Origin of the sequence: Crocosphaera sp. XPORK-15E (assembly GCF_034931425.1) — a bacterium.
GTDB lineage: Bacteria > Cyanobacteriota > Cyanobacteriia > Cyanobacteriales > Microcystaceae > UHCC-0190.
This window is the reverse complement of sequence record NZ_JAYGHQ010000051.1, coordinates 1-5397: the sequence shown is the minus strand read 5'-3', so window position 1 is coordinate 5397 and position 5397 is coordinate 1. Positions and strand designations below refer to the sequence as shown.

The window sequence follows — 5397 nt, the reverse complement described above, 5'->3', positions numbered from 1 at the left end:
GGAATGGGTTCCCATGTGTCTGTCGGTGATGGGGTTTGAATGGCATCCAAATCTTAGAAAAGTCGGCAAAGAAGTTACCTCCTCTGCCGCTCTCCAAAACGGAACGTGATACTTTCGCATCATTCCGCTCCTCAGTTAATCGGTCATTGTCATTAATACATCAAAACTAGCATATCGTTAACCCACTTATACTCTATCTTTGACCATGTGATTATGGGCTTAGATATTTTGATTTTATTTAGTGAGCCATCTTTCCTAGTCTTGTTATCATGGCAGTGTCTATGTAGTAATTGTTGATTATTGATACCCTTTTCTCCTCCAAAGGAAGTGAGTTTAATGTGGTCGTGTTCCAACAAATCCCCAAATTTGAAAGTTAGTCCGCAGTGGGCGCATTTACCTTTTTGCCGTTTTAACAGTATGGCTGTCTTTTCAGGCATTTCGGGGTTTCGTCCCATTCTTGTACTCCAATAAACTGAATCGCCATTATATGGACTGACGTTACCTTTTACCTTGACGTGCCGTACTATAGGTGTTCTGGCGTGAAATAAGAGAGGAAATATGTTTTTCCCTCTTTTTGCGGCAAAAGTCCAGTTATTCTCACCAACTCGATGAAAGTATTTGGAGGCGACAAATTTTCCCGATTTTTTGGGATGCCGTTTTATACCCCATTTTGTTAGTTTCCAGTAAAGAAGGTTGTCTAGTTTGGAAAATATTTCCTTTGCTACTGATGTTGAGTAATAGTTACACCATCCCCTAATGATGGGATTTAGTCTTTTTATCAGGACTTCCTGTTTTTGACTTTCGTGTTTGTCTATTATTTCACACAGTTTAAGGACTTATCTCTAATCCCATGTCTTTTAACCATTCCATCAGAATGTATTTACATTCTTTGATTACTCTTAAGTCTTTGTGGATGACTACAAAGTCGTCAGCGTATCTAATAAAGGCCAAACTTCTTGAATTATTCCTTTTATTTCCTTTCCAGGTTTTGGAGTATTCTTTTAGTCTGTTTTCCATTCCGTGTAGTGCTACATTCGCCAATAATGGACTAATAACACCACCTTGAGGAGTTCCTTCATTAGAAGGGAAAAGCTCTTTTCCATCCATGTACCCTGCTTTCAACCAAGCACGTAATTGTCTACGAAGGGTTGGGAAGGTATTCAATTTTTCTATTAGCTTTTCATGGTTGATTTTATCGAAGCATTTTGCTATGTCGGCATCTAGGATATATTTATCCTTTTGTTTGATAGCAAGAAATATGGCTCCGATTGCATCCTGACATGAGCGTCCTGGTCTGAACCCATACGAGTTTGGTTCAAATTTAGCTTCCCATTCAGGTTCCAATGCCTGTTTGACGAGAGCTTGTAAGGCGCGGTCGTACATTGTCGGTATTCCTAAAGGTCGTTTTTCATCCTTTCCAGGCTTAGGTATCCATACCCTTCGCGTAGGTTTGACCTTGGTTCCCAGTTTTAGTTTATCAACCATAGCGAGACGTTTCTTTGGGGTTAGTGATTTAATACCATCCACACCAGCCGTCTTCTTGCCTTGGTTATCCTGGGATACACGACGAACTGCTAACACTTTTGCTGACCAGGAATTTATTAGAGTTTTCTGGAGTCTGCGAACTGTCTTGACATCACCACGACTAGATGCTTGATAAATGCGCTTTTGAAGCTTATAAACCCTCTTTTCTACGGCTTTCCAATCAGTCATTACCCAACTTAATTGGGCGTTGATATCTTCTGCTGTTTCTTGTTGAGTTAATCCCACAATTGACTTTGTAGTCCTTGTTTTAGGCATATTACTTCTACTTGTACCTTTATCATCCGTTTTAACCGTGAGTCCGTCTGCATATCCTTACTATTACAGTAAGGCGTTGGCTTCTGACTCTATCTCTACCCTCTGTTACCTACCTTTTGGTAGATTTTGCGTCTTGAATGACTGCTCATCATTTCGACCTTATTGATGAGAGTAATCAGGGGGGTTACTTCGTTCCGCATAACCATTGTTTTGCTCTTTTAGGATTGACCTTATCCAACGAGTCTTTGAGTAATACATCTAGGTCATCCTAGACAGCCTAGAACTCTGACTAATGCCCTTTTGGGACTACCAGTGTAACAGCCTTATTTCACTGGATCAGCCTTACGTTGATTTAAGCAGGTCATTTGCGTTTGCTATCCATGAGAACTTACTCACGGGGTACTATTGTTAGGCTTATAGTACCTTTCCGCTTTCAACCCCGCTTTACGGATTGATGTTCAGTCGCTACCGTAGGGGAAGTGTTTTAACGGGTGTATTGCCCGAATCAGACTTGTCTTTTCTGGGATACTGAGACTCACTGATATGGTTATGTAGTTATCATTAGTTAAGGATTAAAGTGCGTACTCTACCTTTCGGTTACTTAACTAATGTCTCTCATCTCTTAGTATTTTGTACTAATTTCGAGAGAACGAATCGCACCTAATGTGGCTGATAAAGCACCACAATGTAAGTACAATTGTTCGGTCATGATGATTTCTCTGTTTCTGTATTGTGTAAATTTTTGTGACAATTTCTAGGTGAGAAAAAGGGGACGGTTCCCCCTTACTCAGATCCCAAACTTTTAAAAGTCCTCGTACTGTGGCTCCCAGAACCCTGCAATGTAATAATCATTGAACTCACGATGAGGTAAAATCGCCTGTTCTACGGCTTTTCGGGAAACTTCAGTCATTGAAACCTCAATTACCTGCTCGTGCTTTGGGAACGTGAAACCGCGTTCTGGGTCGATATCCAATTCGTGGGTAACAAGCTCTACCATTACCGTTAAGCGGTTCTGTTGCTTGCTTTGACTCTCAATGGTGGTGTCGCAGGTTGATGTACGAGTATGGTGAAGGCGGGTAACTTTGTCAAAAGCTGAACACCAGCCTCGGTTTCGGGCATCGCGGAAGTCTCGGAATTTTGGACAGTCAGCGCAGGTTGGGCATGGCTGCACCGAGGGGGTTGGTTTGAATGCTTTGGTTTGTGGCATGATGAAAATAACTATTTGTTTACGGGAGAGCCAAGAAACTGTGAATTTCTAGCTCTCTTTTGCATTTTGGCAAAGCCAAGTCAGGATTTAATAACCAAGTCTGATGAGTGAGAGGCGCACGGGGCGTACACTCTACTGTCCCTTTCACCTAGCTGCTAACAGGTTAATGGGCGCGTTTTAGGCAGTTGCTCTGTCTGCTGCTTGGTAAAGTGGAATTTCTTCTTCCGGTGTTTGTTCAACCAGTTCTCTCTGGTGTCAGAAAAAAAAATTTTTGTATCCTTCGGTACGCTTACTATTTTAATCGTAACGACGGAAGTTGTCAAGGTGTACGATTACTATATCAACTGCTATAATGGACTTGTCCATCGCAAGGACTCCCAACCCTATAGAAAACCCAAGGTACAATGATGCCCAGTAATCAGGTACTTAAGGGGTTGTTCATGCCAATTAAATGGCGGCTTGCAGTGCTAATGGCAGATCGAGAAATTGATTATAAAGATTTAGCAAAACTGACTGGATTTCATGAAAAAACAGTGAGTAAGCATAAAAATATGCGAATCATGCCAAGTCGCCTTGAAGACACAACCCTGTACAAATACTGTCAAGCTCTCCAATGCCAACCCGGAGATTTATTAGTTTTTGTTCCCGATCCAGAGGAGGAGCTTGAAAAGTAAACCTAGTTAGTATTTCGTAACGTTCACAACCAGAAAAAAAAGCTGGCTGTTCCCTTTGTCGCCATTACAAGCTGTTAACTAGGTTCAACCAGACATTTTTCCTTTATACTTTCATTTTACTGTTGCAGCTTAACTTTGTGCTATTGAAGGGACTCCAGCCAGGGAAATCGTTCATCTGTATTGGAGTTAAATCAATGACCACCACAACGACCGTTAGTGGGACAAATCCTGCTGCAACGCAACCATCCCCATCTAGCTACATTACCCAACGGCAACAACGAATTGACTGGCTATTATCGAACGGCTTGCCCCCCTTACCCGTTGCGCCTTTCCAAGATCCACATCAATACCACAAAGTCGTTAAAGCCTCGAATACACGGGGGGGACATTGCCCTTTAACCCAGGACTTACAACCTATTCCCCTATTTACTGGCAAAAATCCCTCATTCCTTGATGCCAACGGAATACCACACCTGATAAATCATCATGTCTATCAGTCACGGCTGCCAAGTCATAAAGAGATTAAACGATGGTTCAAACACCCTGATAATGGCATTGGAACACTGGGGAGCGACAAGGTAAAATGGATTGACATTGATTCTAAGCAGTTTCAGGATCAGGAGTTCTGCGATCGCTCTTTCAATGAACTCCTAGAACTAAGGCCAGAACTGAAGTTAACCCTATTGGAGCAGACACAATCAGGCGGTTATCGGATCGGGGTTAAAGTCAAAAATCCGATTAAATTCACCAATTTCTCCTTAGCACCTGGAGGGAACCATGTCGGGGAATGCTTAGGAGCCGGACGTTTCACTGTCCTCTCCCCAACGATGGGGGCATCAGGAAAGCGTTATCAATCCCTTAATTGTCCAGAAAAACTGTTAGAAATTGAGGAAATTGATTTTATTTATCCTACCAAAACCAAGGCGACTCCTGACACCCCATCAAAGGGGATACAGCCCAAAGTTACGGCTGATAACAGACCTGGAACTATCCCCCTAGAAATGCTCGGTCATGATGACAGCCGACGGGTTCTAAATGGGGAAAATATCAAGAATGATCGCTCAGACTCGTTAACCACTGCCATCAGTGAATGGGCCGGTTGGTTAAACTGGTGCCATGATAACCGTGTGGCGATCTCAGGCAATGTAGAAAATTTGGCCCATTATGCAGGGGAAAAACTCAGTATTGATGGCGATCGCATAACGAGAATTCTGGCTACTATTGATTTAGAGCAATGTCATCCTGCGGCGCATTACCGAGGTGGTGACGAATCCTGCTGGCGTAAAGTAAAGCGTTTAGATCGGGGGAATTATGACACTAATTGCCCTGATTCTATCAAAGAAGCCATCTCAGGCGGTCATCCCCTCAATCGCGGTAATAACAATGGTGGTAACGGTGGCGGCGGTGGCCACAACAATGGTGACGGTTTTCTGCCTGAAAGAAACCGATGGAACACACCTGAATCCTGGAATGGGGAACTTGGCTATTGGACTGTGAGCAAACGCAATAAAATCGACAAGTTAACGGGTGAAATCCTAGATGATAAGGAGACTGTCCGAGTTTTTGCCCCTAAATGTAACTTTGACCTGGAAATTGAGCGAGAATTGTCTGATGCTGAGGGCGGCGGCTTAGTCTTACAGGTTAAGCGTTCCGTTGATCGTCAACAACGACGGGTGATCATTCGCTCAACAGAAAGCCTCACGATTAAAGACTTTA

3 protein-coding genes and 1 pseudogene are annotated in these 5397 nt (G+C 42.9%); 2 read left to right on the top strand and 2 right to left on the bottom strand.

What is annotated here, in order from left to right:
* Positions 1-152: 152 nt before the first annotated feature.
* A pseudogene (locus tag VB691_RS24105) lies at positions 153-1800 on the bottom strand (group II intron reverse transcriptase/maturase).
* Positions 1801-2602: 802 nt separating this feature from the next.
* The gene (locus tag VB691_RS24100; RefSeq protein ID WP_323294070.1) at positions 2603-3007 is read right to left on the bottom strand and encodes a hypothetical protein; all 405 of its coding nucleotides are present in this window, start codon (positions 3005-3007) and stop codon (positions 2603-2605) included.
* Between the two features lie 440 nt (positions 3008-3447).
* Between VB691_RS24100 and VB691_RS24095 the strand changes: the two genes are divergently transcribed.
* Positions 3448-3681, top strand: a complete 234-nt coding sequence (locus tag VB691_RS24095; protein WP_323294069.1) for a helix-turn-helix transcriptional regulator — start codon at positions 3448-3450, stop codon at positions 3679-3681.
* Between the two features lie 194 nt (positions 3682-3875).
* A partial coding sequence (locus VB691_RS24090) for a bifunctional DNA primase/polymerase (protein ID WP_416245493.1) occupies positions 3876-5397 on the top strand: 1522 nt, incomplete at its 3' end.

What these genes read in the sequence shown, in the direction of transcription:
- VB691_RS24100 (WP_323294070.1), bottom strand. Translation starts at nt 3,007, where the DNA reads ATGCCACAAACCAAAGCATTCAAACCAACCCCCTCGGTGCAGCCATGC.
- VB691_RS24095 (WP_323294069.1), top strand. Translation starts at nt 3,448, where the DNA reads ATGCCAATTAAATGGCGGCTTGCAGTGCTAATGGCAGATCGAGAAATT.